Source organism: Sediminibacillus halophilus (assembly GCF_900103695.1).
Lineage (GTDB): Bacteria > Bacillota > Bacilli > Bacillales > Amphibacillaceae > Sediminibacillus > Sediminibacillus halophilus.
Genome location: NZ_FNHF01000002.1, coordinates 389,268 through 415,036, shown reverse-complemented (window position 1 = coordinate 415,036; position 25,769 = coordinate 389,268). Strand labels below are relative to the sequence as shown.

The 25,769-nt window shown below is 43.9% G+C and carries 24 protein-coding genes; 18 read left to right on the top strand and 6 right to left on the bottom strand.

The window, feature by feature from the left end:
• Nucleotides 1–149: 149 nt before the first annotated feature.
• From BLR82_RS09000 to BLR82_RS08970, 7 genes are all read left to right on the top strand, one after another.
• Nucleotides 150–1,439, top strand: a complete 1,290-nt coding sequence (locus tag BLR82_RS09000; protein WP_074598663.1) for an ABC transporter substrate-binding protein — start codon at nucleotides 150–152, stop codon at nucleotides 1,437–1,439.
• 65 nt (nucleotides 1,440–1,504) lie between these two features.
• Nucleotides 1,505–2,467, top strand: a complete 963-nt coding sequence (locus BLR82_RS08995) for a carbohydrate ABC transporter permease (protein WP_074598662.1) — start codon at nucleotides 1,505–1,507, stop codon at nucleotides 2,465–2,467.
• An 11-nt stretch (nucleotides 2,468–2,478) separates the two neighbouring features.
• Nucleotides 2,479–3,327 (top strand): carbohydrate ABC transporter permease, encoded by an 849-nt coding sequence (locus BLR82_RS08990; protein ID WP_074598661.1) that lies wholly within the window; start codon nucleotides 2,479–2,481, stop codon nucleotides 3,325–3,327.
• A 34-nt stretch (nucleotides 3,328–3,361) separates the two neighbouring features.
• A complete protein-coding gene (locus BLR82_RS08985) occupies nucleotides 3,362–4,393 on the top strand; it encodes a LacI family DNA-binding transcriptional regulator (protein ID WP_074598660.1) in 1,032 nt (343 codons plus the stop codon).
• Between the two features lie 18 nt (nucleotides 4,394–4,411).
• Nucleotides 4,412–5,065 (top strand): YesL family protein, encoded by a 654-nt coding sequence (locus tag BLR82_RS08980; RefSeq protein WP_175486785.1) that lies wholly within the window; start codon nucleotides 4,412–4,414, stop codon nucleotides 5,063–5,065.
• A 68-nt stretch (nucleotides 5,066–5,133) separates the two neighbouring features.
• On the top strand, nucleotides 5,134–6,477 hold the full coding sequence (locus BLR82_RS08975) for a GH1 family beta-glucosidase (protein WP_074598658.1): 1,344 nt from the start codon (nucleotides 5,134–5,136) through the stop codon (nucleotides 6,475–6,477).
• 204 nt (nucleotides 6,478–6,681) lie between these two features.
• Nucleotides 6,682–7,416: a SurA N-terminal domain-containing protein gene (locus tag BLR82_RS08970; protein WP_175486784.1), complete on the top strand. Its 735-nt coding sequence runs from the start codon at nucleotides 6,682–6,684 to the stop codon at nucleotides 7,414–7,416.
• Between the two features lie 229 nt (nucleotides 7,417–7,645).
• On the opposite strand, the gene BLR82_RS08965 is transcribed toward BLR82_RS08970, so the two are convergent.
• The 4 genes from BLR82_RS08965 to BLR82_RS08950 form a co-directional block, all read right to left on the bottom strand.
• Entirely contained in the window at nucleotides 7,646–8,392 is a 747-nt protein-coding gene (locus tag BLR82_RS08965) for a 5-oxoprolinase subunit PxpA (RefSeq protein ID WP_074598656.1), read from the bottom strand.
• A complete protein-coding gene (locus BLR82_RS08960; RefSeq protein WP_074598655.1) occupies nucleotides 8,389–9,357 on the bottom strand; it encodes a 5-oxoprolinase subunit C family protein in 969 nt (322 codons plus the stop codon). The genes BLR82_RS08965 and BLR82_RS08960 overlap by 4 nt, the downstream gene beginning before the upstream one ends.
• Nucleotides 9,348–10,061, bottom strand: a complete 714-nt coding sequence (pxpB, locus tag BLR82_RS08955) for a 5-oxoprolinase subunit PxpB (protein ID WP_074598654.1) — start codon at nucleotides 10,059–10,061, stop codon at nucleotides 9,348–9,350. The genes BLR82_RS08960 and pxpB overlap by 10 nt, the downstream gene beginning before the upstream one ends.
• Before the next feature lie 242 nt (nucleotides 10,062–10,303).
• A complete protein-coding gene (locus BLR82_RS08950; RefSeq protein ID WP_074598653.1) occupies nucleotides 10,304–11,341 on the bottom strand; it encodes an aromatic acid exporter family protein in 1,038 nt (345 codons plus the stop codon).
• A gap of 323 nt (nucleotides 11,342–11,664) precedes the next feature.
• Here BLR82_RS08950 and BLR82_RS08945 point away from each other — a divergent pair, with 323 nt between their 5' ends.
• Nucleotides 11,665–12,120: an IDEAL domain-containing protein gene (locus BLR82_RS08945; protein ID WP_074598652.1), complete on the top strand. Its 456-nt coding sequence runs from the start codon at nucleotides 11,665–11,667 to the stop codon at nucleotides 12,118–12,120.
• Between the two features lie 185 nt (nucleotides 12,121–12,305).
• Here the strand turns inward: BLR82_RS08945 and BLR82_RS08940 are convergent, their stop codons facing one another.
• The gene (locus BLR82_RS08940; protein ID WP_074599081.1) at nucleotides 12,306–12,761 is read right to left on the bottom strand and encodes an Lrp/AsnC family transcriptional regulator; all 456 of its coding nucleotides are present in this window, start codon (nucleotides 12,759–12,761) and stop codon (nucleotides 12,306–12,308) included.
• Nucleotides 12,762–13,067: 306 nt separating this feature from the next.
• Between BLR82_RS08940 and nikB the strand changes: the two genes are divergently transcribed.
• From nikB to BLR82_RS08890, 10 genes are all read left to right on the top strand, one after another.
• Nucleotides 13,068–14,009, top strand: coding sequence for a nickel ABC transporter permease (gene nikB / locus BLR82_RS08935; protein WP_074598651.1), 942 nt, complete (start codon nucleotides 13,068–13,070; stop codon nucleotides 14,007–14,009).
• 17 nt (nucleotides 14,010–14,026) lie between these two features.
• Entirely contained in the window at nucleotides 14,027–14,923 is an 897-nt protein-coding gene (locus BLR82_RS08930; RefSeq protein WP_074598650.1) for an ABC transporter permease, read from the top strand.
• Nucleotides 14,924–14,944: 21 nt separating this feature from the next.
• Nucleotides 14,945–16,483 (top strand): glutathione ABC transporter substrate-binding protein, encoded by a 1,539-nt coding sequence (locus BLR82_RS08925; protein ID WP_074598649.1) that lies wholly within the window; start codon nucleotides 14,945–14,947, stop codon nucleotides 16,481–16,483.
• Nucleotides 16,484–16,491: 8 nt separating this feature from the next.
• A complete protein-coding gene (locus BLR82_RS08920) occupies nucleotides 16,492–17,487 on the top strand; it encodes an ABC transporter ATP-binding protein (RefSeq protein ID WP_074598648.1) in 996 nt (331 codons plus the stop codon).
• Complete coding sequence (locus tag BLR82_RS08915; RefSeq protein ID WP_175486783.1) at nucleotides 17,462–18,433, top strand: ABC transporter ATP-binding protein; 972 nt, start codon at nucleotides 17,462–17,464, stop codon at nucleotides 18,431–18,433. Before BLR82_RS08920 ends, BLR82_RS08915 begins: the two co-directional genes overlap by 26 nt.
• 114 nt (nucleotides 18,434–18,547) lie before the next feature.
• The gene (locus tag BLR82_RS08910) at nucleotides 18,548–20,161 is read left to right on the top strand and encodes a gamma-glutamyltransferase family protein (RefSeq protein ID WP_074598646.1); all 1,614 of its coding nucleotides are present in this window, start codon (nucleotides 18,548–18,550) and stop codon (nucleotides 20,159–20,161) included.
• 33 nt (nucleotides 20,162–20,194) lie between these two features.
• Nucleotides 20,195–20,782 (top strand): chromate transporter, encoded by a 588-nt coding sequence (locus BLR82_RS08905; RefSeq protein WP_074598645.1) that lies wholly within the window; start codon nucleotides 20,195–20,197, stop codon nucleotides 20,780–20,782.
• Entirely contained in the window at nucleotides 20,783–21,313 is a 531-nt protein-coding gene (locus BLR82_RS08900) for a chromate transporter (RefSeq protein WP_074598644.1), read from the top strand.
• 335 nt (nucleotides 21,314–21,648) lie between these two features.
• A complete protein-coding gene (locus BLR82_RS08895; protein ID WP_074598643.1) occupies nucleotides 21,649–22,440 on the top strand; it encodes an SDR family oxidoreductase in 792 nt (263 codons plus the stop codon).
• A 103-nt stretch (nucleotides 22,441–22,543) separates the two neighbouring features.
• Nucleotides 22,544–23,425 carry an aldo/keto reductase gene (locus BLR82_RS08890; RefSeq protein WP_074598642.1) on the top strand — a complete coding sequence of 294 codons (882 nt, stop codon included), beginning with the start codon at nucleotides 22,544–22,546 and terminating at the stop codon, nucleotides 23,423–23,425.
• Between the two features lie 399 nt (nucleotides 23,426–23,824).
• On the opposite strand, the gene BLR82_RS08885 is transcribed toward BLR82_RS08890, so the two are convergent.
• Entirely contained in the window at nucleotides 23,825–25,450 is a 1,626-nt protein-coding gene (locus tag BLR82_RS08885; RefSeq protein WP_139186924.1) for an SLC13 family permease, read from the bottom strand.
• Between the last annotated feature and the right edge of the window lie 319 nt (nucleotides 25,451–25,769).

Sequence of the window (25,769 nt, the reverse complement as noted above, 5' to 3'; positions counted from 1 at the left end):
AGGAAACCTATATGTATTTTTTACGACATTTTAAGAAACCGGTTTCCTTCTTTCCCTTCTTTTTTCGGTTTCTTAGTAAATGGGGGTGGATTAAGTTCGTTTCTTGGTTACATGTAGAGGCCATATTAAAAAAAATGGGGGTAAAAGTAATGAAAAAACTGTTTTACATGGTGGCATTTCTTTCGCTGGTTTTAGCACTGGCAGGATGTAGTGATGATAGTAAAGCTTCAGAGGATGGCGGCTCAGGGAATAGCGATGGCAAAGTGGAACTGGATTTTTGGGTATTCGGGAGTGCGGGATATGATGTATTGGTAGATGAATACATGAAAGAAAATCCTGATGTGAAAATCAATCTTAACGAGGGAGAAATGTCTGACGTTCATAATAACCTGTTTACTTCTCTTTCTGCCGGCAGTGGAGCGCCGGACATCAGCATGATTGAAGTAAGTCAAATCGCCAAGTTTATGCAGGCGAAAGATCAATTTTACAATTTGAACGATTATGGCGCAAAAGATGTGCAGGATAAATACTTGGATTGGAAATGGCAACAGGCTCAAAGTGTAGATGGAGAATTTCAACTAGGCCTTCCTACTGATATCGGGCCGACAACCATGTTTTACCGTACGGATGTAATGGAGGAAGCTGGTTTACCGACAGACCCTCAAGAATTGTCAGCAGAAATAAATGACTGGGACTCCTATTACGAAGCAGCGAAACAAATCAAGGAAAAAACCGGAAAGCCGATAACGGATAGTCCTGAACTAATGTTCTCCGCTTTACGCGACCAGGCTCCAGAGCAATATTTCAATGAGGACGATGAACTGATTATTGAATCTTCTCCATATGTGAAAGAAGCGTATGATTATACGACAAAGTTAATCGAGGAAGGATTGGTCGGACAAAACGCTCTATGGACTCCTGAATGGGGAAGTGCCATGGCGGATGGCAGCTATGCTACGTTGATCGGCGCTCCTGCCTGGATGATTGCCAATGTAAAAGGAAATGCTCCAGACGCGGAAGGTAAATGGTCGTTAACAACGATTCCGGAAGGTGCAGGAAACTGGGGAGGGTCTTTCATGGCGATTCCGAAAGAGTCCGACCATCCGGAAGAAGCCTACGCATTTATTGAATGGCTTCTGTCACCGGAAAATCAATTGAAATCCTTCCACAATAACGGGTTGTTCCCTTCGGCTCCGGAAGTATATGAGGATGAAGAGTTTTTAGCTACTACAGATGAATATTTCAGCGGTGCAGAGACAGCCAAAACGTTTGCCGAAGCCGCAAAGTCTGTTAAACCGATTTATATGGGTGTCAATTACTCGATCGTTCAGGATGAATTGATTTTGGCACTGACCAACGTGGCGGTTGAAGGTGCAGATCCGCAAAAAGAATGGGATGCAGCAGTTAAACGGATAGAAGATCAATTAGCCAGACAGTAAGGAGCTTCAAACGGTCCGGGGCCAATACGGCCTGGACCGTTAACCAATGAAAGGGGGATAGTGTTATGGCCCAACCGCAATTACAGCCTCAAACAGAGACGAAGCCAGTTCCGGCAAAGCCTTCACCCGGAAAAAAGCGCCCTTTCTTTCATCTTAGTGAAAAGAAAAAGGATGCGCTGTCCGGTTACTTGTATATTTCTCCGTTTTATCTACTGTTTGCTATCTTTGGTTTGTTTCCGATGTTATTCAGCTTTTATCTCGGTTTTCAAAAATGGAACGGACTCGGAGAAATGGAATTTGTCGGTTTGCAAAATTTTCGCTTTGTACTAAGCGACCCGATTTTTTGGAAGTCGTTGTTCAACACAGCGGCAATCGGAATCATCGGTACCCTGCCGCAATTGATTATCGGCATCATCCTTGCTTACGCGTTGAACTCCGCGCTGCTTAAGTTCAAAAGCTTTTTCCGCGTTTCGATTTTTATGCCGTATGTCACATCAACAGTGGCCGTAGCAATTGTTTTCGGCGTTATGTTCAACAGCCAGGATTTTGGATTGATGAACGTCGTGCTCAACTGGCTGGGATTTGATTCAGTCAGCTGGTCCACTTCGGAGTGGGGAGTGAAAATAGCGATCTCGACCATGGTCTTCTGGCGTTGGGTTGGATACAATACAATAATCTATCTGGCTGGTTTGCAAGGAATACCGAACGATCTTTATGAAGCTGCCAAGATTGACGGCGCCAGTATCCGGCAGCAAATTCAGTATATTACCATTCCGATGCTGAAGCCGATTATCATTTTAACTGTCTTTTTATCCACGATCGGTGCCATGCAATTGTTTACGGAACCATTGGTTTTCCTTGGAAGAAGTTTTAGAGAAGAAGGGATTACTGTTGTGTTGTATCTGTATCGCGAGGCATTTTCCAATATGGCCTTCGGAACCGCCTCTGCAACAGCGATTATTTTGTTCTTCATTATCATAGTATTATCCAGCATCAATGTATTCTTTACCAATCGGATTGGAAGATAGGAGTGTGGCAGATGAGTAAAACCATAGGAAAAACGAGAAAATTGTCCATTTCCAAGTTGTTCGTCTATTTTTTGCTGCTAGTTGCTGCCATTCTATCTGTCTTCCCGTTTTATTGGATGTTCGTGATGGCAGCGAACCATAATAGTGCTATTAACGCTGTACCGCCAGCGTTCATTCCTGGTAAACAGCTGGTGGAAAACTTTCAAAATGTATTAAGTAATATCGACTTTTTTGGAGCGATGTGGAATTCATTGATTGTAGCGTCTGTGACGACAGCAGGAGTGTTGATTCTTTGCTCTCTGGCAGGGTTTGCTTTTGCGAAATTTCAATTCAAAGGAAAAAACCTGCTGTTTATTTTTTTGCTAGTGACAATGATGGTCCCGCCTCAGCTAGGTTTAATTCCGCAATATTACATTATCACCAAGCTTGATTGGGTAAACGACTTGAAAGCAATTATTGTACCGGGAATGATCGATGCATTCGGCATTTTTTGGATGAGACAGTACATTAGCAGTAATGTGCCGGATGAGTTGATCGATGCGGCAAAAATCGATGGCTGCTCCAATTTTCGCATCTACTGGAACATTGCAGTTCCGGTAATAATTCCGGCTTTTGCTACTTTGGCGATCATCAAATTTATGTATATGTGGAATGACTTTCTATGGCCGCTGGTCGTCCTGCGTGAAGAGTCCTCTTATACCATCCAGATTGCATTGCGAAATTTGATTGATAATTATGTGCGGGACAACGGCATGATTTTATCAGGAACATTTTGGGCAACGGTTCCGTTGATTATTATCTTCTTGCTATTCAACCGGATGTTTATACAAAGCTTGACACAAGGAGCAGTAAAAAGCTAAAACAATAGTATATCAATAAGACTGAGGGATCACTATGAAGCTGACAATCAAAGATATTGCCAAAATGGCAGGCGTATCGCCTGGAACCGTGTCTAAAATCATTAATGATACCGGCAGCATTGGCTGGAAAACAAAAGAAAAGGTTATGAAAATAATTGAAGAAACCGGCTATCAGCCAAGTTTTTCGGCCAAATCGCTTGCTACGAAAAAATCAAATCTGATCGGTTTGATTTATGCCGGGGAAATCGATGTCGATTTCAACCACCCTTTTTTCAATCAAGTGATCAATGCATTTCGCAAAACCATCGGCCAGATGGGTTACGATATTTTGGTTTTTTCCAACAATCAGTTCAGTAAAAGCAGTCAGGATTATCTGGCAAGATGTAAGCATTTCCAGCTGGATGGCTGTTTGATCGTGGCCGGGGACTATATTGAAGATTCTATTTACGAACTGGATCAGAGTTCTGTCCCTTGTTTGGGAGTGGATATCGAGATGACAGGACCGTCCTCCAGCTATGTGACAACGGACAATAGCAAAGTTTCGGCAAAAGTGGTGGAATACTTTTATTTGCACTCTCTAAAAGAAGTCGCGTTTATCGGCGGGCCAGAGGATTCGGTGATTTCTGATATTCGTAAACAGGGCTTTTTGCACAGTATGAATCAACTGGGGATGACCGTCAAACCAGAGTGGATTCAGTATGGGAATTATTTTGAAGAAAGCGGTTATCATGCGATGAAAGAAATTCTTCAGAACCGGCCATATCCGCAGGCGGTCTTTGCTGCTTCGGATATGATGGCGTTAGGGGCGATGAAGGCAATAAAGGAAGTCGGTTTGAACATTCCTGTCGATATAAAGCTGATAGGATGTGATGATATTGAAGCATGCCGGTACAGTGATCCGGCTTTGAGTACGGTGAAACAGGATAAGGATAAAATGGGCAGGCTGGCTGCATATATGCTGAATGATTTGATTAATGGCAATACCGAACCGAGTTCGATATTGGTAGACCCCGAGCTGGTAATCCGGGAATCTTCAACGATTGATACAAAAAAACTTTCTATTTAAAGGGTGGCAGTGATGGCCATGCAGCGAACGCAAAGTACGTTTAACCGAATTATGGATATTTTTACCCATTTTTTATTATTGAATATGATGTGGCTTGTTTGTTGTCTGCCGGTAATCACGATTTTTCCGGCAACAACAGCCCTGTTTGCCGTTGTCCGGCAATGGCATTTAAAAGGGATAGATTCCGGTGTCTTCCAAATTTACATAAGTAAATTCAGGGACAATTTCAGAAAGAGCTTTGTTATTGGACTTCTCTGGCTAGTCGGAGGAGCGGTTCTCTATTTCGATGCTTCGATTCTCCTAATCTATTCTTTTCCAGGAAGCAGCATCCTTTTTACCATAACGATGTTTGCTGCGATTTTGTATGGCATTACTATGCCCAACCTGTTTTTTATGCTGGTAAATTATGAATTAACCATCTTGAACGTGATGAAAAATGCTTTACTGCTTTCAATCAGCAAAATATTGCATGCGCTTTCTTATGCAACCATTTTTGTAGCTGGAGTAGCGATTGTCTACTACTTCCCGTTTTTTTTGCTCATCATCGGCAGTCTGCTAGCGTTCATCATGTATTATATCTTTGACAAGCTAATCATCCAGATTAAAAACCAAACAACAAACGAAGAGAGACCAAATGACACTATTATTGGGGACAGTCCCCCAACGAAGTAACACTGCGTCGTGGTGGAGTGGTAGCGTGTTGGGGGACTGACCCTCCTATCAGGGAAGGGAGAGGTTTTATGGCGATAATTGAGTTTGGGGAGGATTTTCGTTGGGGTGTGGCAACGGCTGCTTATCAAATTGAAGGAGGCGTTACAGAAGGCGGCAGAGGCCCGTCCATTTGGGATACGTTTTCCCACACGCCAGGAAAGGTACTTAACGGAGATAATGGCGATGTAGCCTGTGACAGCTATCATCGATTTGAAGAGGATATCCAACTAATGAAGGAACTGGGGGTAGATGTGTATCGCTTTTCGGTATCCTGGCCGAGGATTTTTCCGAACGGTAAAGGAGAAGTAAACCGGGAAGGGCTTGATTATTATCACCGCCTCGTCGATGAACTGCTGGCCAATGGAATTGAGCCGATGTGTACGCTTTATCATTGGGATTTGCCACAGGCCCTGCAGGATATAGGCGGCTGGGATAACCGGGAGACGGTAGAAGCATTTGTTGCATATGCTGAGTTGATGTTCCAGGAATTTTCCGGGAAAATCCATTCATGGTTAACAATCAATGAACCGTGGTGTGTCTCTTTTTTATCCAATTATATCGGCGCCCATGCTCCAGGGAACCAGGATCTTGGACTGGCGGTTACTATTTCCCACCACTTGTTGCTAGCCCACGGCAAAGCGGTAGCTAAATTTCGCGAAATGAAAACGGGTGGGAAGATTGGTTTTGCCCCCAATGTTACCTGGCTTGAAGCCTATAGTAACAGTGGGGAAGACATGGATGCCTGCCGTAGAGGAATGGGGTGGATGATCGATTGGTTCCTTGATCCGGTTTTTAAGGGAAAATATCCTGAGTTCATGGTCGAATGGTTTGCGGATCGCGAAGCCACCCTTGCCATTGAAGAAGGAGACATGGAGTGGATCCAACAACCGGTGGACTTTATCGGTATCAACTATTATGAATCCAACGTCGCCAGACATAACAAAAATAGCGGTATGCTTCAGGTAGAAGGAATCGATATGGGCTACAAAAAAACAGACATTGGTTGGTATATTAATGCAGAAGGTTTTTATAAAGTACTGACTTTCATAGCTGATAAATACGGAAACATCCCTATCTATATTACGGAAAATGGGATTTGTATCAATGACGACGTGGAAAAAGGGACAGTTGATGATCAGCGCAGGGTTGACTACTTAAAAGCCCACGTCACAGCTGTGGCACGGAGTATAAAATCAGGCGTAAATCTAAAAGGATATATTACCTGGTCGCTTCTCGACAATTTTGAATGGGCAGAAGGCTATAGCAAACGCTTCGGTCTCGTCCATGTGAATTACCGCACGCTCGAGCGTACAAAAAAAGAGAGCTTTTATTGGTATCAAAAACTGGTGAACAATCATTGGTTGGAGGTATAACTTTACCGGCTGCTGTTCTGTCAGGATGGCAGCCTTTTTCATAGCATCTGTCCTCACTGTCAGCCCTGTAAAAAAACTGTAATAATCTGGTTCAACCCTATTATGGACAGGGTTCTGGTATGCCTTCTTATCCTTGCCGCTTGCAATGGCAAAGAAAACCATGTATAAAGGGGGAAGAATATTTAGGAAATGAGGCATGAACAAATGAAGAAACTCACACTTTTAATGATGGCGCTCTTTGTAAGTTTGTTGGCGGCGTGCAGTGATGACGAGGATAGTGCCCAGGAGAATGATCAAAATGCCGAACAGCAACAAGCGCAAGAGGAAATGGCAAAGCAGCAGCAGGAACAGCAGGAGCAAATGGAGGCTCAGAAAGTAGAAGAGGATGAACTTGTCGCCGTGGTAAATGGGGAAGAAATCAAAGGCGACGCCTTCAATGAAGCACTGCCCCAAACATTTTCCACTTTGATGCGAAGCGGTCAAGATACAAGTGATGAGGAACTGGTAAAACAGCAAACGATTGATATGTTGGTCAACCAGGAATTGGTCATGCAGGAAATAGATAAACAAGAAATAGAGGCGCCTGAGGAGCAGGTGGATCAGTCACTGGAACAATATAAATCTCAGTTCGAAGATGATGAACAGTACCAAGCTTCTTTAAAAGAGAGTGGTAACACAGAAGAAGATCTGCGTAAGTCTCTTGCTCAAGAAGTGAAAATGCAGGTGTACTTGCAAAATGAAATTTCTGAGCCGGAAGTCACCGACGATGAAGCGAAAGAATATTATGATCAACTTGCCAGCCAGCAGGAAGATATTCAAGATTATGAAGAAGTAAAAGATAAGATTAAAGAATTGTTGGTACAACAAAAGCAGAACGAGGAAATCAGTGAATTGCTTGCTCAATTAAAAGAAAACAGCGAAGTAGAAACAAAAATATAATAATGGATAATCAAACCCTCAAACTGGAGAACAGTTTGAGGGTTTTTCATTTTTTGTATGGAGTTCGAAGTTGGCATCGTTGATAAATTCCCACTTCACCGGAGGAAACATGATTTCACTACTTTCATCACCATCTTCTTCTGATTGGTGCCTGCTTCAAGCTTCTTTGAAGAAGTGAGAAAAAACAACAGATTTATTTTTCATGGCAGTGGATTCGTTTTTTTAAGCATTATAAAAGAAATCCTTCTTTTTGCAATTGACGGTGAATCTTTTGTGCAAACTCTGAAGCCTGCGGACTGTCCCCGTGGACACAGATAGTATCTGCTATAATCGGAATGTTTTCGCCGCTCACAGTTGTGACGGTTTGGGATTTGACCATTTGCATCACCTGATCGATGGCCTTGTTATCATCCGTGATCAAAGCATTTGCCTCACTTCTCGGTGTCAAGCTTCCATCCTCTTGATAGGTACGGTCGGCAAACACTTCGTGGGCAACAGCCAGTCCTGCCTTTTTACCTGCTTTTGCCAATGCACTGCCTGACAAAGCGAAAAGTGTTAAGCGTGAATCGAAGTCACAAACTGCTTGGGCGATCGCCTCTGCGATCAAACGATCCGTTGCAGCCATGTTGTATAAAGCACCGTGCGGTTTTACATGGGAAAGACTACTACCGGCAGCTTTTACAAAACCAGATAACGCCCCGGTTTGATAGATGATCAGTTGATAAGCTTCATTTGGTGTAATTTGCATCGTGCGGCGGCCAAAGCCAATCAGGTCGGGAAGAGCCGGGTGGGCGCCGATTTTCACCCCGTTATCGATACAGAGACGGACGGTTTTGGCCATTGTCGCAGGGTCCCCGGCATGGTAACCGCAAGCGATATTTGCAGATGTAATGGATTGGATTACTTTCTGGTCATTTCCAATCGTGTATGCTCCAAAGCTTTCTCCCATATCGCAGTTAATGTCGGCCGACTTCATGTTTCCCACTCCTCCCATTTTTTATCAGAAATTCTTTTTACCATAGCTAACTGGCGAATTGTATTCTCCCATTCCTGAAGTGCATTATCTACCGTTGTCATTTGAAAAACAATTGGCTGACCCGGTCTTATTTGACTTAAAGCTGGCAAGTCGCTGTGGATGACTTGTCCGATTTTGGGGTATCCGCCTGTCGGCTGGCTTTCTGCCATTAGAATGATTGGCTGACCGTCAGGCGGTACTTGAATGGTGCCGAAACCTGCTGCTTCTGTGACCAAATCTCCTTCCGTTTGGACTTTCAGCGGAGTTCCCTGCAGACGATACCCCATTCGATTGGATTGTGGGGTAGATGTATAGACAGTTGAAGTGAAATCGGACAATGAGTGCCTGGTAAACCAATGATATTGTCTTCCCTCTAAAAAACGAATGGTAGTTTGCTTGCCAGATATATAGTCAAATAATTTCGGACTCAGCCTCCATGAAACCGAGGGTGCCTTCGTGGAAAACGAAATGGGAATGGTATCACCTGCTTGTAGCTTTCCGCAAAAGCTGCCGCCTAATTGATCTTTCAGGGAGGCACTTTTAGAACCGAGAAAATCGGGTATGTTAAAGCCCCCTTTGACTGCCAGATAACAGTGAAGACCTCTTCGGGCTGTTCGAAGCTGCAGGGTATCCGCATTTTTGACGGAAACAGGCTTGCCAAGCTGTATGGGCTTGCCATTGATTTTTGCTGCCATATCAGCGCCTGCAAGGGCAATTACTGTATCAGCTTCAAACGTAATACTCGGTCCGACATAGCTCATTTCCAAGACCGCTTGGCTTGGATCGTTATTGACGGCTATATTGGCCAATGCAGCTGACCATATATCCATCGCCCCACTTACGGAAAATCCCGCTGACTGGAAGCCGTATCTTCCAGTATCCTGAATTGATGTCTGTAAGCCTTCCTCGATGATCCTTAACGCCATTTTGATTCCTCCTGCCTCATGTACTCCTGTTTGCTTATTGGATAAAATCGCACTTTGTCCCCTGGTTGAAGCAATGTCGGACTCCGATCATTCAAGTGTAAAAGCTGCCGTGGAGTACGACCTATGATCTGCCAACCGCCTGGAATATCGATAGGATAAACACCTGTCTGCCGGCCTGCGATTCCGACAGATCCAGCTGGAGTTTTACGGCGTGGTGACTGTTTTCTTGGAGTGGCTATGGTTGAATCCAATCCTCCAAGAAAAGGGAAACCGGGTGCAAATCCGATAAAGTAAACGTGATAAACTTGACTTGTATGCCTTTCGATCACTTCCTCTGCCGATAAGTCGTTATGGTTGGCAACTTCCGTAAGATCGAGAGCGAACTCCTGGTCATAGCAGACAGGAAGCTCCACTGTTCTCGTTTCCAATTTGTCTGTCTTTAAGTTATTGGCGGCATGCTCGATCCTCGTACACATATGGTGATAGGGATTGGGTTTGTCAGCAGCCAGGGGGTCGTAGTAGACGGTTAATGTTGTGTAAGCAGGGACCGCTTCGATAAAACCAGGAAAGGGTTCCGCGTTTAAGGCTGCGGTTAACTGGTGGATGTACATATTTTTTTCCACAGAGATTGTCTCTCCAAAATCAATCAATATTGCTGATTCACTCAGTGGGAAAAAGGACAACTTCTTTTGAATAGAATCCATACAGGTCACCTTTCTCTTTGCATGTCTTTTTCCTAGTTTAACGCAAGCAGGGAGGGGAGGTTAAGGAAGATGCCTTGCCGATAAAGATGAAAAGGAACTGTTCCGTAAAACACGGGGACAGTCCCTTCCTAGTAATTAAGTGATAATTTACCAGCTGCTGGGTAGTCGGTTTCCTCCTGCACATTCCATTTTTTTCAGTTCTAATCTGCTGATGCTAAGAAAACAGGCGTTTTTTAACGTCGTTATTCAGGGGCAGAAGCATCTTCTTCATCAAGAAGGTCCTCAACCAGGTTATAAATGGATAATATTTCATATAAAATAATAATTTCAGCTGTGAAAAAGGTCGGACTGTTCTTTTCCTTTGGATCGGCAGCATCTTTTTTACTTTTCCAGAACTGTGTCATCAAGGACTGAATTTGATTCCGGTGTGCCTCGGAACTGAATTTGTCAGGGTTTTTCAGCGCAGTTGCCAGGCTTTCGACAGTTTGGCATACTTTTTGTTTTTCTTGGTCCGTCCATAACAGCGTATTGAGCGGGGTATTGATCAAATTTCCTATATGATAATGGATCAATCGCAATGCAGCAAGCTTTTCCTGCTCACTGCGAAAAACCTTCTTGGACTGCTCATCGAAACGGTGGTATTTTGATTCCTCTTTTTGAAATCGAATCAACATTTCCGTTTTGTCAAGTTTTCTCTTCAGCTGTGAAAACGTATCCCGGATTTGTTGGTAATCCGGTTCTTTTTCCGCCAAAATAGCCTTTAGAATATTTTCCAATTCAATGCCGGTTGTTCTGGCCATCGAATAGATATTATTAAGAATCAACTTCGAATAATTAGGCGGAAACACGAACAAATTGACAGCAGTGGAAATCAGCAGACCGATAGACGTGGTCCCCAGTCTGATAAAGAAGGAAATGAGAAAATTACTGTGGATCACTTCAATCATTGCCACCGATGTCAAAGTTGCAACCAGCAAACCAGAATGCAGCTTTAATCGGAAACAGGTGACGATGGTACACACAGCAGCTGCTGTGTACGTAATCGGCGAATTTCCAAACAGAAAGATGAACAATACAGCGTACGCCGATCCAATGGCAGATGCCGGAAAACGGATCAATCCTTTTCTAATCGAGTCGGCGGCAGTCGGCTCGATGGTGACAATGGCTGTGATAACAGCAAATACAGCAGGCCAATCCAGCCATTGGCAAATCAATGAAGTCAAAAAAACGGCTATTCCCGTTTTTACAATACGGCCGCCGAAGAACCTGAATCTTTTCATCAACAATACACCCTTAAAACCAATGATAATTAAATTATAGCACACCCACAAATAAAGACAGAAGGGTGCCGGGATTGGTGTGTTGGGGTCAGTCCCCCAACACGGTAGTGTGGTAAAGCAATCGAATGTTAGAGCGATGGGGGACTGACCCCGTTTGGTAAAAAACTAATGAAAGCGTTATCATAATGTGGTATGATGGTTAATAATCATTATATATAAATGATTCGAAGCATTACGTTTCACTTTTTTCTCGCTGCTGTCATACAATATCTTAAATACATCAAGGTGCAGCCAAAGGGTCCACAAATCAAGGGGGTGTAGGTATGCTGTCTGTTAAACGATTCAAACCATATTACATTAAAGAAGAGCGTGATTGTATCAGGGTGGTACTTGCTTATCAATATTTTTCGCTTCTGCTGGATGATAAGGTATATCAGTTTGTCCCACTTGAATCACGCGAAATTATCGTCAACCGGGAAACACGCCAAGTAGAGAATCAAGATGACGTATTCGTCTTCCAAAAAGGGAAGGAATATAACCGCCTGCCACTTTCCGATTTAATCAGATTGAAGGACTTTATCACCCAACTAAATACGATTATTCATCCTTACTTAACCAATTCGCCGACAATCATGGATGAAGCCGAAACGATTATTGAGCAGCTTGAAAAAGAAAACCTGAAACGTTTGATCGATAAGGCCCTTGAAGCCGGAGATCAAAAGAAGTTCAAAAAGCTGTCGAGCATGCTTAATAAAGAATACGGCCAAGGCCAGTCCTGACTGCTGATTCCTGTTTTCAGCCATTGATTCGAAATAGTTTCTAACTAAAAAAAGGCCATTTAACCTGTAGCAGGTAAATTGGCTTTTTTTCTGTGAAAAAGTCTTCATTTATCAAGAAATGCATCTGTTCACAACTTATATCATACTTTTCCCCGATCACTCTCCTTATAACCACATCCGTTTTATTATAACTTTAACCCACTCCGGCTTTTGAATCGGCGCAATAAAATTTGACTGTCAACTCGGGAAATTCCTTTTAAAGCATATAGTTCATTATTAATAAATGACTCGAGTTGAGTAAAATCATCGACTAATACGTGCATGTGTAAAGTGCTTGGTCCTGTCATTTGATAACAACTAGCTACGCATGGGTTGTTCGCAAGATTTTCTGCCACTTCCACCAGGTTATTTGGATCACAATCCACATCAAAAAAAGCAGAGACGTTCTTTCCTACTTTTTCACTATTTACAACGCATGAAAACTTTTCGATTATTCCTTCTTCAATTAATTGATTAACCCTCGAACGAACAGAAACCCTCGATAAATTCAGCTGCTTACCAATATCAGTATAGGAAATTCTGCCATCCTCGATCAAAAGTTCAAGAATCTGCTTATCTATTTTATCCAAATGTTTATTCATCGTCATCACCCTATCTCTTATACTTTCGTCCTATATAGAGGGAATTGTACTAAAGATTATTCTAAAACTCAATCTGATATCTGAAAATATAAAATGTTTGAATTTTCATAAAGTTTTTTGAATAAAGTTATTTATTTTTTCGGAATATTCATATATAATCAAAAACTATAAATAAATCGTTTGTTAACTAAATTATTGAATAAGATTAACAAACGGCAGGAAAAACGAAGGTTACGTTAATTTAGGTTTAGTAATACGTGAAAATGCTTACCTGAAATAAATTTTTATTGGGGAGGAGGAGGTTGAATGGTCAGCCTGATTGTCCGTCGCTTTTTTCAATTAATTCTATTGCTCATCGGTATCTCCTTTTTAGTATTTATGAGTATGCACATCGCTCCTGGAGACCCGGCTTCCATCATTGGTGGACCGACAGCCAGTGCATCTGATTTGGAGGCGATACGTGAAAGTCTAGGTCTGAATAAACCTGTGCTGGTCCAATATGTTGATTACTTGTCTGGAATTTTACAGGGGGATTTAGGATATTCCTTTCAGACGAATCAATCTGTCGCCGATGCCATTATGACCAGGTTTCCGAATACATTGAACCTTGCGATCGCTAGTATGATCGTTGCCATCATCATCGGTGTCACTGCTGGTATTATCTCAGCAGTCAAACAGAATTCCTGGTTTGATGTTTCCAGTACAACAATCGCTCTTGCCGGAATTTCCATACCGAACTTCTGGTTGGGGACAATGCTGATTTTATTATTCTCTGTGACCTTGCAATGGCTGCCGGTCGGAGGATTGAACGCCCCCTTTTATACAGTGGAAGGGATAAAACAATTGATTTTGCCGGCTATTACTCTTGGTACGGGTTCTGCAGCAATGATAGCCCGAATGAGCAGATCTACTATGCTTGAAGTAATCCGGGCTGATTATATCCGCACTGCCAAGGCAAAAGGAGTTCGACAACGAGGTGTGATATGGATTCATGCATTGCGGAATGCCATGATACCCGTCATTACTGTCATAGGAGTTAATTTTGGCGCATTGCTCGGCGGTACGATCATAACAGAGCAAGTTTTCGCCATTAACGGTGTGGGACGCTTAATGATTGATGCGATAGCTGCAAGAGACTTTCCTGTTGTACAAGCTACGGTTCTTCTGGTAGCAGCTTTGTTTGTCCTTGTCAATTTAATTGTCGATATTATTTATGCATTGATCGATCCGAGAATCAGTTATGACTAGAAGGAAGGTGAAATAATATGGCTTCTGAAGCTCTGCAGCCAAATGTCGGAAAAAAACCAAAAAAACGGGAAAGCCAACTCTTACAGACCACTCGTAAACTGCTAAAAAACAAACTGGCCGTGTTTGGTTTAATAGTCATTTTACTACAAATGATTATGGCTGTGACTGCACCGTGGATTGTCAGTTATACACCAATCGAGCAAAGCCTGTCCGACGCTGAGTTAGGGATTGGTTCGGAAGGTCACTGGCTAGGTACCGACAACTATGGAAGGGATATGTGGTCCCGGCTAGTCTATGGTGCACGGGTTTCATTGTTGGTTGGAGTTACTTCTGTGGTTATTGGTCTTGCTGGGGGCATAACACTTGGCCTCTTGGCAGGATATTACAAAAAACTGGATGGTCTTATCATGCGAATTGTTGATTTACTCTTTGCTTTTCCTGGCATTCTACTGGCGATGCTGATCATTGCGATGCTGGGAACTAGTTTGATCAATGTAGTGATTGCAATCAGTATTTGGTCGATACCGGGGTGTGCCAGAATTGTCCGCGGAAGTGTTTTATCGGTAAAAAAACAAGAATATGTACTAGCGATGAGATCTATGGGTGCAAGTGACATACGGATCATTCTCAAGCATATTCTACCAAATTGTACGGCTCCTATTATTGTTTTCGCTACAATGCGAATGGCCACTTCTATCTTATCTACTTCAGCATTAAGTTTTTTGGGGCTCGGTGCTCAGCCGCCTACGCCTGAATGGGGAGCGATGATTGCAGCTGGGCAGGACTTTATGTGGTCTTCCCCGCATATGACGATCGTTCCTGGGATTGCAATTATGTTAGTCGTATTTGCTTTTAATGTTGTTGGCGATGGTTTACGAGATGCGTTGGATCCTAATATGGATTTTAACAACTAAAACACAAGGAGGAATGATTTTATGAAGAAAAAAATAACGTTTTATTTACTTGTATTGCTCTTGGCATTCGTGGCAGGATGCAGCAGTTCTTCGGGCAGTGACAGTGAGAGCGCAGGTGCCAGCAATGTACCTCAGGAATTGACTTACGCGACCACATCGGATGCTGTTGGTTTATCACCAATTGATACAAATGATTCGGTTTCTTCAAATGTCATTGCACAGGTTTACGAAACGCTATTCACTCGTAATCCGGAAACGATGGAAATAGAACCGCTTCTTGCCGAATCCTATGAAACTCCAGATGAAAACACCTGGGAAATAAAACTAAAAGAAGGCATAAAGTTCCAGGATGGTACGGATTTCAATGCAGAGGCTGTCAAATACACTTTTGACCAATTTATGGATGAGGAGCGGGCGGCACCCCGCGCTTCCCTACTGGCTCCAGTAGAATCTGTTGAAGTAAAGGACGAATACACGGTTGTAATAAAAACGACGGAACCATACGGGCCATTATTGGCTGCCTTGTCCCATACGAATGCTTCGATCGTAAGCCCGACAGCAGATAAAGAAGGTGATATTAACAGTGAACCAGTCGGTACCGGCCCTTTTGTCTTCGAAGAATGGGCTGAAGGTGACCATATTACCCTGATGAAAAATGAGGATTACTGGCAGGGTGAACCTAGCCTGGAGACCGTCACATTAAAAGTAGTACCAGAATATTCTACCGCCGTGTCAATGCTCGAAACAGGAGAGGTTCAATTCCTCGATAAAATCCCGGCAGAGCATTTATCCCGCATAGAATCCATGAGTGATGTCGAAGTACAGACCAAGCCGGGTACGCCTGTGTATTATCTAGGTTTCAACATGGAGAAAGAACCATTCAATGATCCGGAATTCCGTAAAGCGGTGGCATACGCAGTCGACCGGCAGGCATATGTAGATCAGTTAAATGGTTTGGGAGTAAAAAATGATAGCATCATTGGTCCAAAAGTATTCGGTTATGATGAAAGTGCCAAGGATGCTGGTTATCCATATGATGTTGAAAAAGCAAAACAAATAATAGAAGAAAATGGCTTTACCGGACAAAAAGTCACTCTGCTTGCTTCAAATTCGGGAAGCTACATGAAAATGGCTGAAATTGTTCAATCTCAATTGACAGAAGTAGGCATCGATGCAGAGATCGAGTCAATGGAATGGGGAACTTTCCTTGATACTACCTCGGAAGGAAATTTTGAAATGACCTTTATGGGTTGGACAAATAGCACAGCAGATGGAAGTGAATTGCTATATCCTAATCTTCATTCCGATAATATTGGATCCTCCAATCGCATGAGATACAGCAATGAGGAATTTGATGCATTGGTAGATGAATCCAGGACACTTGTGGACCAGGAAGCCCGGCAGAAAAAACTGCAGGAAGCGAATAAAATCGCGATGGAAGATGCCGTATGGATTCCCATGAATCATGATGTGGTGTCAGCAGCGTATGACAAAAGTGTTAAAGGTTTGGAATTAGATCCGACGGGTGAATGGAAGCTTTATAACGTTACAAGAGAGTAGGGTGGAAGATGGACAAATTATTGCAAGTCGATAATCTGGTTACCCAGTTCAGGACTGCTGAAGGAAAACTTTCGGCAGTCCGTGGGATATCCTTTTCCGTCGAAAAAGGGGAGACTCTGTGTATTGTCGGAGAATCAGGGTGTGGAAAGAGTATCACTTCTTTATCGATTATGGGCCTGCTTCCTTCTAATGGAGAAATTGCTGAGGGTTCAATCACTTTTGAGGGTGAAGTGCTAACGAAAAAAAAGGAGGAAGAGTTAAGACAGCTCCGCGGAAATAAGATGTCGATGATTTTTCAGGAACCAATGACCGCATTAAATCCTGTGTTTACGGTTGGCTATCAGCTGCGGGAACCGCTTGTACTTCATCAGCATATGACCAAAAGGCAGGCGACAGACAAAGCAGTAGATTTGTTGGAACAAGTCGGCATTCCAGACCCGAAAAAGAGACTGAAGCAATTCCCTCATGAACTGAGCGGGGGAATGCGACAACGAGTGATGATTGCTATTGCCCTTGCCTGTAATCCTTCCCTGTTAATTGCCGATGAACCGACCACTGCATTGGATGTAACGATTCAAGCACAAATTCTTGATTTGATAGCTGATCTCAAAAGAAAGATGGATATGGGTGTCGTTTTTGTCACCCATGATATGGGGGTTGTAGCAGAAATCGCTGACCGTGTAATGGTAATGTATGCTGGAGAAGTAGTGGAAATAGGAGAAGTGAAAGAGATCTTTAACAACCCACAACATCCTTATACGAAGGGGTTACTTGCTTCTGTTCCTAATGTAGATGATGAACATCACACACTGGAATCTATTCCTGGTTCGTTGCCCAACTTGAATGAAACAATCGAGGGCTGTCGTTTTCATCCCCGTTGTCCATTGGCAACGGATCGTTGTAAAAGAGAGGACCCGCCTATTTTTGATGTGATGGAAACACATCAGTCCAAGTGCTGGCTTCAGGAGGTGAATGTTCATGACAAAGCAGCAACCTCTTCTTGAAGTGAAAAATCTAAAAAAGTACTTTCCCATTAAAAGTGGAATATTAAAACGAACAACAGGAAATGTGCAGGCCGTCGAAAATGTAAGCATTGATGTCTATGAGGGGGAAACACTCGGAGTTGTAGGTGAATCTGGTTGTGGAAAATCCACATTTGGTCGAACGGTTTTAGGACTTGAACCACTGACGGCAGGGACAATAACATTTCGAGGCCAAGAAGTAGGCGGCTTTCCTTACCGTCAGTTGAAAAAGTTTAAAAAAGAAATGCAAATGATCTTTCAGGATCCTTATGCCTCTCTAAACCCGAGGCAGCGTGTAGGAGATACCCTGGAAGAAGCCTTTATCATCCATACGGACTTGCCTAAACAGGAACGTCAGCAGCGTGTTAGGGAATTACTTGTGGAGGTGGGCTTGAAAGAAGAATATTATGAGCGATATCCGCATGAATTTAGTGGTGGACAACGACAACGGATTGGAATTGCCAGAGCGATAGCGCTCAATCCATCCCTTATTGTTTGCGACGAAGCCGTATCGGCTTTGGATGTTTCGGTTCAAGCACAAATAATTAAATTGTTGAAAAGATTGCAGCAATCGCATCAGCTGACCTACTTATTTATATCCCACGATTTAGGTGTTGTTCGACATGTTTGTGATCGGGTGTTGGTCATGTATCTTGGTGCAACAGCAGAATTGGCTAGTTCTGATCAACTATACAGCAATCCGCTCCATCCCTATACACGGGCTTTATTATCCGCGATTCCGCGGCCTATACCCGGAAAGAAAAGGGAACGGATTAGGCTGCAAGGTGACCTGCCCAATCCAGCGGACTATCCGCAAGGCTGCCCGTTCCATACACGATGTCCTTTGGCAACTGAACAATGTGCTAAGGAACGACCGGAATGGCGTGAGATAGAGCAGGGGCATTTTGTCGCTTGTCATGAAGTGTAACTGGGTCGAGCTAGACTCGATTATAATTATATTTAAGGAATATCTAATAACTGGCTGCTGCCTGAACCGCCAGGCGGTATGCCAATTTTCTATGTATGAGGAAGGAGTTTTCCGATGCAAGCATTTGACTATTTGAATTATCCTTATCCGTCTCAACGGATGACAGCTGTAGCAAATCGGGGAATGGTTGCCACATCCCAGCCACTTGCGTCGCAAGCAGGTTTGGAAATGCTGAAAAAAGGAGGAAATGCCATCGATGCCGCAATTGCCACCGCAGCAGCATTGACAGTGGTTGAGCCTACTTCAAACGGCATCGGAGGTGACGCATTTGCCCTAGTCTGGACAAAAGGTAAACTGCATGGATTGAACAGCAGCGGACCTGCACCCGAAAAAATTTCAATTGATAAGGTGAAAGAAAGAGGATATGACAGCATGCCGAAATTTGGCTGGCTTCCTGTGACAGTACCAGGGGTTCCGGCGGCTTGGGCGGCACTTTCAGAGCGGTTTGGTAGGCTGCCATTGACAGAGGTGCTTCAACCTGCAATTGATTACGCGGCAGACGGTTATCCTATTTCCCCGGTTTTAGGGAAGTTTTGGAGGTCTGCATACAATAAGTTCAAACAAGTACTTACAGATGAAGAATTCAAGCATTGGTTTGAAACATTCGCCCCTTCTGGAAGACCGCCAGAGATTGGAGAAGTATGGAAATCGCCGGGACATGCGGACACGCTAAGGTCTATTGCGAAGACCAATGCAGAATCGTTTTATCGGGGGGAGCTGGCAGATAAAATCGCGGCTTTTTCTCAATCCGGACAAGGCTTTCTTGCAAAATCAGATCTGGAAGGATACAAGCCGGAATGGGTCCACCCCATTTCCGTTCCATATCGTGGCTATGACGTTTGGGAAATACCCCCTAACGGACAGGGATTGATCGCATTGATGGCTTTGAACACGTTAACAGGCTATACTTTTGATGAAAAGGAAACGGTCGATACATATCATAAACAACTGGAAGCGATGAAACTTGCTTTTACAGACGGTAAACAATTTATCACAGAAAAAGAGCACATGACTCATCAGGTGGAAGACCTACTATCGGAAGCATATGCGGAACAACGGCGAGCATTGATTGGCGAGGCAGCATTGACACCTGAACCGGGAAATCCGCCCAAAGGCGGCACAGTTTATTTGGCGACGGCGGACCAGGAAGGAAATATGGTTTCCTTCATTCAAAGCAATTACATGGGCTTTGGTTCGGGATTGGTAGTTCCGGGAACGGGGATTGCACTCCAAAACAGGGGGCATGATTTCTCGCTGGACCCAGCTCACGAAAATGCTCTTGCAGGAGGAAAAAGAACCTATCATACCATCATTCCTGGTTTTTTAACCAAAGATGGTCGGGCAGTCGGACCTTTTGGAGTCATGGGCGGTTATATGCAGCCGCAAGGACATCTGCAGGTGATCATGAACACGGTCGACTTCCACTTGAACCCTCAGGCTGCTTTGGATGCACCTCGCTGGCAATGGATCGAAGGGAAGAAGATCATTGTCGAACCGCATTTCCCAACTCATATTGCCGAGGGATTGGTCAGGAAGGGCCACCAAATCCAAGTGGAGTTGGAAAAAGGAGCATTCGGCCGTGGACAGGCGATTTGGCGGGACCCTGAGACGGGCACGCTATATGGTGGAACCGAATCACGGACGGATGGTTCCATCGCAGCATTTTAATCAACAGGATGGCAGAATTCGGAGGGACAGCAAATGACACAATGGCATCTATTTTTAGCTTTTTTCCGGGTAGGGATATTTGGATATGGCGGAGGTCCTGCATCGATTCCACTCGTGCAAAAGGAAGTAGTCGATAAATACAAATGGATGGATCAAGAAGAGTTTGCCAGCGTACTTGCGCTAGGAAATTCTCTTCCAGGTCCGATTGCAACCAAAATGGCCGGTTACATCGGTTATCGGGTTTCCGGGCTGATTGGCATGATCAATGCTGTATTGGCAACCATTCTCCCGACAATTGTCTTTATGATTGTTTTACTCACTTTCTTGGCATCGATGAGCAATCGTCCCTGGGTGCAGGGAATGACTTCTGCCGTAGTCCCAGTGGTCGGTGTGATGCTCGCAGTACTCACTTATGACTTTTTGAAAAAAGCAAAAGGCGGACTAGGATGGATCATGACGGTGGCACTTGCGGTTTCCTCCTTGCTTTTAATGGAATGGGCAGGACTGCATCCGGGATTGTTGATTGCAGGTTTGTTGCTTTATGCCTTGTTCGGTCCAATAAAGCAAGAACAAAAGGAGCAAAATCCCGACTTGGCTATATACGAGAAAGGACAGTCGTAAATGATTTACTGGAAAATATTCTTGGCATTTTTTATACCGGGAATCGTCGGCTATGGAGGTGGTCCAGCTTCGATTCCACTGGTAGAGAACGAGGTGGTCGACCGCTATCATTGGATGTCTGTCAGCGACTTTAGTGAGATGCTTGCGATGGCAAATGCCCTTCCCGGCCCGATTGCGACCAAAATGGCTGGCTATATCGGTTACCAGCAGGGCGGCATACTCGGCTCTATGGTCGGGGTCTTTGCCACGGTTGCGCCTTCTCTCCTTTTAATGATTGTGTTGCTTAGCATTTTGAATAAATTTAAAGATTCGCCCCGTGTCAAAAAAATGACCGCATTGATTCGTCCAACAATAGCAGTCCTGCTCGGTATCATGGCTTTCAGCTTTTTTCATACGTCCTATCAGGATGCCGGTATCTGGCAAACGATATTTCTTATAGCGGCAAGTTTTTTATTGCTGGAAAAATGGAAAGTACACCCTGCCTTTGTCATCATGGGGGCTTTGGCATATGGAGCCGTTTTCTTAGGATAAGTTGTTTAGTAAAGATTGAGACAGGCGACATAACACATGCGTTGGTTTCCTTACATTATATCCAATCGTTCGCTAATGGCGGATGGTATTTCTGCAGCCTAGCGCTTCAACTCAATTGATGTGGGAGGTTAGGAACACATATTTAAGCTATGTCACAGTTAATGAAGTAGGCTGCGACAAAAGCATGGCACCAAACCAAAAACCGGACGATTCGTTCGGTTTTTATTTTTACCACGATGTTTGTCCCAATCTCTTACGTGAGTAAACACTTTGATTGCTGAATGAAAGGGAAAGGTATAAGCTAACAAACAAACCAGTGTAGAGGAGAGGATAGCGTGGATCTTCAGTTAACAGGTAAAACAGCTGTGGTAACGGCATCCAGTAAAGGGCTTGGTAAAGCGACAGCACTTCAATTTGCCTATGAAGGGGCAAATGTCCTGATTTCCAGTCGGAATGAGAAGGAATTGCAAGCAACCGTTGAGGAAATCAAAGAACAAACAAACAATGACAAGGTTGCATATGTTATCTGTGACATGACCAATCCCACAGACATCCAGAACATGGTCGAGCAGGCTGCAGCACAGACAGGCACCATCGATATTCTCGTGAACAATGCCGGAGGTCCTCCATCTGGAAAATTTCTCGATTTTTCTGATGAAGACTGGCAGCAAGCGTTTGAACTTAATCTTTTAAGTTTTATCCGAACTATCCGGGAAGTGGTCCCCTTCATGAAAAAACAACAAAGCGGAAGGATTGTCAATATTGCTTCTTCCTCGATCAAGGCAAGCTTGGACAATCTGATTCTTTCCAACACGATGCGTCCTGGAATAGTTGGACTCGCCAAAAGCCTGTCCCAAGAGCTTGCGCCCGACAATATTTTGATTAATACTGTTGGTCCGGGGAGGATCGAGACAGGCAGGATCGTGGAATTGAATAAAAAAACAGCAGAAAGCAAGGGTGTTTCTCTGGAACAAGTGAAAGAAGAGGCGGACAAGGAAATACATTTGAGCCGCTTGGGAGAACCGGATGAATTTGCAAAAGCAGTGGTGTTTTTGGCGTCCGGGGCCAATACGTATATTACCGGCCAATCCCTGCTCGTTGATGGTGGATTGGTAAAGGCACTGTGAATGTTGGCAATTATCAAAGTGTAGGGAAGTAATAGGTTGGGGAAAATAGGACATAAATGAAGCGTATAATAGGTTTTTGCTCGGAAGGAAGGTTCTGTACCTGATGGAAAAAGCATTGCAACGACGGTTTATAACTAAAATGGATGCAAGTCCCACTTTTTTTGGTGTCCGGTTTATCCCGCAGGCTAAACAAGGAGTGGAACCAAAAGCAGGCGAGTTCGCAAGGCAGAAGGAATACAGCATACTGGAATCCATGCTTGATAAAGGAATGAACGTCATTGAAGCTACAAGCGTTGATTCCATCGAACGATTTCGTTCACTTTTGCCTGATCGCAGGGAGGAACTTATCGTTTGTTTAACCTGTAATTTATCTTCGCTATCATTAAGAGAAGAGGACATTGTTTCCTTTCAGGCGGTTAAACGTTCCATCGATACACTTCTTGGTCAATTTCCTGCTGACACAATTGATATCTTGTTCTTTGATTATGCAGCTGTTCCCAGCCATCTAACCAAAAAGGGAGAGGTCCTGCAGGCGATGAAAGCTGTTCAGGATGAAGGAAAAGTATCGTTTTTGGGTGCTTGTCTCGATAACCTTCCTAGTGAGGAATTTATTCTAACAAACACGTTTGATGCCATCCAGCTAGAGTACAACCTAATCAACCAGGCCAATGAAAACAGTATCAAACTGGCCAATGAAAAAGGAATCGGTGTATTCATTCGGAATGGTCTGGCAAATGGACAGCTTGATGCCGGTCATAGCAGTCCTGCTAAGGATGTTAAGTTTCAAGAGCTGTTGGATATGGTGGGAGGGGATCAGGAACAGCTGCATCGTCTCGCCTTGCACTTTCTCTTCCAAAACAAAGCGGTTAACACCGTCCTTTTGAATGCTACTGGACTGGCTGAATTCCAACAATACATGAGGGCATTGGAGGAAGAAGTGGATGAATGGCTTCTCCAACGTGTGACAGCAGTCTATAAATCCTAAGCAATTCATGCCAGAGACCAAACAAAACAACAAATTTTAAAACGAGCGTTAGCAGAATAAGAAGGAAAAGTACTTGATGTATTGGCGGATAATGCAAAAGAAGAAACTGTGAAGATTTAAACAGGTTTTCTTTTTAGTCTGTCATTTAGTAAGTATCCCCTAGTAGCTATGCAAAGCTACTGGCTTTCCACGAACGTCTTCATCTTCCTCAGAAAGCACTAATCTTTTCTTGCCGGGGTGAAGTCTCTGCACCATCTATAAAGAAAATCAGAAGGTGTTATTTTCCAAGTTAATGTGCGGCGATCGTGGAAATCAAAACGGATAAACCGAACGATTTCGAACCATCGTTCGGTTTTGCTTTGACCATTTTTACTGAGTTTCGTCTCTTGTTTTGGTTTCTCATTTCATTGCAGGAGGAAACGATTGGATGTCGATTCCCCAGACGACGCGAAGTAAATAAAAGACAGCAAGCGTAATGACGGCGATAGCAGCTATATTAAGGAAAATTCCGGCTTTAGCCATGTCGGGTATTTTTAGATAACCGGATCCGAATACGACTGCGTTAGGCGGTGTGGCGACCGGCAGCATGAACGCACAGGATGCGGCAATCGCAGCAGCGGCCATCAGTGTGTATGGATGGACATCGATAGCCATCGCCAGGGAAGCCATGATCGGCATCATCATCGTCCCTGTTGCTGTATTGGAAGTGATTTCGGTCAAGAAAATAACCATCGCGACCGTCAGCAGGACGATAACAAACAAATGAACATTTCCTAACACGGTTAATTGTTCGCCCATCCAACGGGCGAGGCCGGATTCGGTAAATCCAGCTGCAATAGCAAGTCCCCCACCGAATAACAGCAGGATGCCCCAAGGCAGTCGTTTGGCTGTTTCCCAATCCATGATATAGCCGCCGTGCTTTTTATTCGCCGGAATCGTGAACAGAATGATGGCTGCAGAAATGGCGATTACCGCGTCGTTTATTCCAGGAATAAGATCATTGAGCAGGAACGACCGAGTAATCCAGGCAACTGCTGCCAAGGCGAACACGATAGAAACAATCCGTTCTTCTTGCTGCATTGTACCAAGGGATTGTTTTTCTTTTTGAATTACTTCTTTTCCTCCGGGTAGCTGCTTGATGACAGGCGGGTAAGCAATTTTGATTAAATAATACCAGGCCAATGTCATCAGAACAATGACCAAAGGAACTCCGAAGGCCATCCATAGGGCGAAGGAAATATCGATACCATACGTTTCCTTGATAAAGCCGACCATAATGGTGTTCGGAGGTGTTCCGATAATTGTTCCTAATCCGCCAATTGACGCAGAATAAGCTATGCCGAGCATGAGTGCTTTTCCAAACATAAAATTATCCGGATTGACGGTGCCCGGTTTCTCTGCATTTAAGGAATCGGCAACCTGGTAAATGATTGCAAGTCCAATTGGAACCATCATCATCGCTGTGGCGGTGTTGGAAATCCACATTGATAAGAATCCTGTTGCAATCATGAAACCAAGTATGATTTTTTCTGTGCTAGTGCCGATAGCTAGTATGATGGATAAAGCGATCCGTTTGTGCAGATTCCATTTTTCCATAGCCAGAGCTATGATAAAACCACCCATAAATAAAAAAATGGTATCGGATCCGTAAGAAGAAGTGGTTGTATCGATATCCAGCCCGCCTGTCAGCGGAAATAAAACTATGGGAAGAAGAGAAGTGGCCGGAATCGGGATGGCCTCGGTGATCCACCAGACGGCAATCCATACAGTACTTGCCAAAACAGAGACACCAGATGGGTCTAGCCCTGATGGATGAAAAAATAATAAGATAGCAAGGAAAAGCAGTGGTCCGATACACATGCCGATTCTTTGCCGATTATTGAACCTTTTGGATTTAGGAGGTTTGCCGTTGGAAGAACGGTTTCCGTTCCCATCAGCGAAAAATTGCAGTAGGCTGCGCAGCTGTCGATGATGTAACCAGAGTCCCTGCCAACTCCTATTTAACAGCGCTTTCATTTTTATCATCCTTTCTTTTTCCTTACAGATTTTATCAGCCTTCCAGTCATTCTTGGATGCAGGGAGTAGAACGGCTGCCGTGTCCAGTTACCAATTTACTTCCCTGCCAGCCAAAGCAGGCAAACATTCTTTTCTTAGCATAAAGTCCCTTCACATACTTTATTGCTTGTTAATTGGCGTATTTGGTATAAATTGCGAATTAACTCTCACTTGGTTAGAAGAAGATGAGTGTTAGTTCCAGCGCTGCGGAAAACCTCCCCTTCCCAGGGGGCAGCACCTCAGCCAGGGTTCTACTTGAATTTTCCCCTTTGCTCCCTTGGGTCGAGGA

What these genes read in the sequence shown, in the direction of transcription:
- BLR82_RS09000 (WP_074598663.1), top strand. Translation starts at nt 150, where the DNA reads ATGAAAAAACTGTTTTACATGGTGGCATTTCTTTCGCTGGTTTTAGCA.
- BLR82_RS08995 (WP_074598662.1), top strand. Translation starts at nt 1,505, where the DNA reads ATGGCCCAACCGCAATTACAGCCTCAAACAGAGACGAAGCCAGTTCCG.
- BLR82_RS08990 (WP_074598661.1), top strand. Translation starts at nt 2,479, where the DNA reads ATGAGTAAAACCATAGGAAAAACGAGAAAATTGTCCATTTCCAAGTTG.
- BLR82_RS08985 (WP_074598660.1), top strand. Translation starts at nt 3,362, where the DNA reads ATGAAGCTGACAATCAAAGATATTGCCAAAATGGCAGGCGTATCGCCT.
- BLR82_RS08980 (WP_175486785.1), top strand. Translation starts at nt 4,412, where the DNA reads ATGCAGCGAACGCAAAGTACGTTTAACCGAATTATGGATATTTTTACC.
- BLR82_RS08975 (WP_074598658.1), top strand. Translation starts at nt 5,134, where the DNA reads ATGGCGATAATTGAGTTTGGGGAGGATTTTCGTTGGGGTGTGGCAACG.
- BLR82_RS08970 (WP_175486784.1), top strand. Translation starts at nt 6,682, where the DNA reads ATGAAGAAACTCACACTTTTAATGATGGCGCTCTTTGTAAGTTTGTTG.
- BLR82_RS08965 (WP_074598656.1), bottom strand. Translation starts at nt 8,392, where the DNA reads ATGAAGTCGGCCGACATTAACTGCGATATGGGAGAAAGCTTTGGAGCA.
- BLR82_RS08960 (WP_074598655.1), bottom strand. Translation starts at nt 9,357, where the DNA reads ATGGCGTTAAGGATCATCGAGGAAGGCTTACAGACATCAATTCAGGAT.
- pxpB (WP_074598654.1), bottom strand. Translation starts at nt 10,061, where the DNA reads ATGGATTCTATTCAAAAGAAGTTGTCCTTTTTCCCACTGAGTGAATCA.
- BLR82_RS08950 (WP_074598653.1), bottom strand. Translation starts at nt 11,341, where the DNA reads ATGAAAAGATTCAGGTTCTTCGGCGGCCGTATTGTAAAAACGGGAATA.
- BLR82_RS08945 (WP_074598652.1), top strand. Translation starts at nt 11,665, where the DNA reads ATGCTGTCTGTTAAACGATTCAAACCATATTACATTAAAGAAGAGCGT.
- BLR82_RS08940 (WP_074599081.1), bottom strand. Translation starts at nt 12,761, where the DNA reads ATGAATAAACATTTGGATAAAATAGATAAGCAGATTCTTGAACTTTTG.
- nikB (WP_074598651.1), top strand. Translation starts at nt 13,068, where the DNA reads ATGGTCAGCCTGATTGTCCGTCGCTTTTTTCAATTAATTCTATTGCTC.
- BLR82_RS08930 (WP_074598650.1), top strand. Translation starts at nt 14,027, where the DNA reads ATGGCTTCTGAAGCTCTGCAGCCAAATGTCGGAAAAAAACCAAAAAAA.
- BLR82_RS08925 (WP_074598649.1), top strand. Translation starts at nt 14,945, where the DNA reads ATGAAGAAAAAAATAACGTTTTATTTACTTGTATTGCTCTTGGCATTC.
- BLR82_RS08920 (WP_074598648.1), top strand. Translation starts at nt 16,492, where the DNA reads ATGGACAAATTATTGCAAGTCGATAATCTGGTTACCCAGTTCAGGACT.
- BLR82_RS08915 (WP_175486783.1), top strand. Translation starts at nt 17,462, where the DNA reads ATGACAAAGCAGCAACCTCTTCTTGAAGTGAAAAATCTAAAAAAGTAC.
- BLR82_RS08910 (WP_074598646.1), top strand. Translation starts at nt 18,548, where the DNA reads ATGCAAGCATTTGACTATTTGAATTATCCTTATCCGTCTCAACGGATG.
- BLR82_RS08905 (WP_074598645.1), top strand. Translation starts at nt 20,195, where the DNA reads ATGACACAATGGCATCTATTTTTAGCTTTTTTCCGGGTAGGGATATTT.
- BLR82_RS08900 (WP_074598644.1), top strand. Translation starts at nt 20,783, where the DNA reads ATGATTTACTGGAAAATATTCTTGGCATTTTTTATACCGGGAATCGTC.
- BLR82_RS08890 (WP_074598642.1), top strand. Translation starts at nt 22,544, where the DNA reads ATGGAAAAAGCATTGCAACGACGGTTTATAACTAAAATGGATGCAAGT.
- BLR82_RS08885 (WP_139186924.1), bottom strand. Translation starts at nt 25,450, where the DNA reads ATGATAAAAATGAAAGCGCTGTTAAATAGGAGTTGGCAGGGACTCTGG.